This window comes from Clostridium sp. 1001283B150210_160208_E6, assembly GCF_015669365.1.
GTDB classification, from domain to species: domain Bacteria; phylum Bacillota; class Clostridia; order Clostridiales; family Clostridiaceae; genus Clostridium; species Clostridium paraputrificum.
The window spans coordinates 1-2,335 of the sequence record NZ_JADPAA010000035.1; the positions used below are offsets into that span (position 1 = coordinate 1).

Below are 2,335 nucleotides of genomic sequence, written 5' to 3' on the forward strand. Positions count from 1 at the left end.
AATGTGTGGTGGTTTTCCACTATTAGGTTATATACTTCAATTTCATTATAACCCTTATATTCTATACTTTCTACTACCTCATACTCTTTTCTACTATTTAATACCTTTGATCCATCATGAAGTTCTCCAGCTTTTACCCATCCTTGATCTGTCATAAATGGGTGCTCAATTGTTGCATTAATAGTTTATAATAAATCAATATTCCTAATTTTAATGATACATAATTCACTTATTCTAACTTCTTTACTTCCTAGAAATTTTATAAAATCTTTAGTCACTAACATAGCTTCCAATTGTTTTAGAACTCTTTCCATCTTCAATTAGGCTTATCTTGAATCACTCTGTGAAAGCTACTACCTCAAAATCGGAGATTTGGACTATCTGCTTTTCCTCAATTATTTTACACATATACTTTCCCTACTTGAATTTTTTACATAGAAAAAGAGTCAATGCTTCTTTCCTTAGAAACATTGACTCTTATCATTATTAAAAGTGAGAATCAAAATTTTATATTTTGCTCTTCGAACTTTCACTTTAGTATAATATATATTTATCATCTATTTTAAATTCAGTTGATTTAGCCATTATTTACAGCTTTTCAGTCTGAATGGTATTCTTGTTCACACTTTATGAAATCTCTCTTGCACTCTGTGAAAGTGATTCACACCAAATCATAGATTTGGGTTCTCTACTTTTCTGATGCCTTATCAGTTGTTTTTTACTATAGTTCTATTGATTGATGAATTGTATTTTCATTCATTTCATTGAATGATTTTATTATTTTACTATAATTTCATCATTGATTATTACTTTAGGTCTTATCTGATTAGATTTTCTTTTATTAGTTTATTATTTATTCTGAATAGATATTATTTCTATTACTCAATTCTTTATTATCAATTATTTATTCTTCTTAGTTATTATCTTTATTTAGGTTCTTGTTCCCACTATCCCCCAGTTCCTCTTCCCAAGTTCCTATTTCCAAGTTCAATTATTTATATGTTTCATCTTCTCAATCCTTTTTATTTTTTAAGTGAGACTCTAAATTTTACATTTAGCTAGTCGAACTTACACCTACGAATGCATATGAGTAGTGTGTTTCCTATATCTTTTTCTACTACATATTATATGTTCATAGTTCCCCTCGATTTCAAGTGGAATTATTGAGCCTAGGATTTCTTTAGCTTTCAACTTACAGTATCTTCCACCTCTAGTTATCTTGGCTTTTATAAATATTTCAATAAAAAAAAAGATTAATGCCCCTTACTGAAACATTAATCTTTTTAACTTCTTTCACTACATTATTTAGATTATGCAGTATTAAATTTTTCTACTTCTATTGATTTAACTACATTCTACTTTATTTATTTTTTTGCAGCTACTCAATTCCTTATTATGAATTCACTTACTATTCATCTCCATACATTAGGTCATCTAATTCTTGATTTTGTTGTGAAATTTCTCTAAATCTATTTATTCTACTTAATAAGTAATTTACTGTTACTTCTTCTGTTTTATCATTTTCCTCTTTTATTATTGCTAATTTTGCGCCTTGATTTATTAGTTCTTTTACTACTGTTTCAACCAATTCTTTACAGTCATTATTTTTAAATAATTCACATTTAAGAACTGGCTTTTCATTTTCTATAGCACTCTTTATTTCCGCTATAGATTTACCAGTAAATTTTCTAATAATTACTATATATTTAGAGCTATTATCATCTTTTTTAATAATAATTGAAATATTCATATCTTGTTATTCCCTCCACTTTAAAAATCATCTGGATATAATGGATTTATTGGACTTCCCGGATTACTATTTCTATAATTTCTTCCATGCCATTTATTTAAATGCTCATTAAATGTAGCTGGATAAATAACCTCACCCTTATCAGCTAAGTGTGGATATTTACTTGCACTATAACTATGATGTCCTGTAATTGCTTTACCATTATATTTAGGTACATTATTATTTAATACCTCCTCAATTTGCTCATTAGACCAATTTCTAGTAGTCCTCTCTCCATTTAATATTCTTTGTCTTTCTTGTTCCCAGAATGCATCTACTCCCGCATCTCTTCTATTTTTAAATCTCTTATTCCAATCATAGAGATTCCATTCATCTTTAGTAATTGTCCTATTATCAATTTTACCTTTTAATTCTGACATCTTCTTACTTCCTAGAATATTATAAGGTTTTTCTTTAGGTGTTAAATCAAAACCACTTACTCTATCAGCAATAATATCAGCATCAGCCGCCCCCTCAGTACCTTTAAACAAACTACTAGAATGGTTATCTATATCTTTACTCGCATCACTTATTATCTTTTTTATT

Annotated in this window: 2 protein-coding genes; both read right to left on the bottom strand. The window is 27.9% G+C overall.

From position 1 onward, the window contains the following. Positions 1-1,408: 1,408 nt before the first annotated feature. The gene (locus I4V16_RS17195; protein ID WP_111937517.1) at positions 1,409-1,750 is read right to left on the bottom strand and encodes a hypothetical protein; all 342 of its coding nucleotides are present in this window, start codon (positions 1,748-1,750) and stop codon (positions 1,409-1,411) included. Positions 1,751-1,770: 20 nt separating this feature from the next. Further along, positions 1,771-2,335, bottom strand: a 565-nt coding sequence (locus I4V16_RS17200; RefSeq protein ID WP_207745440.1) for a hypothetical protein, incomplete at its 5' end; no start/stop codon positions are given.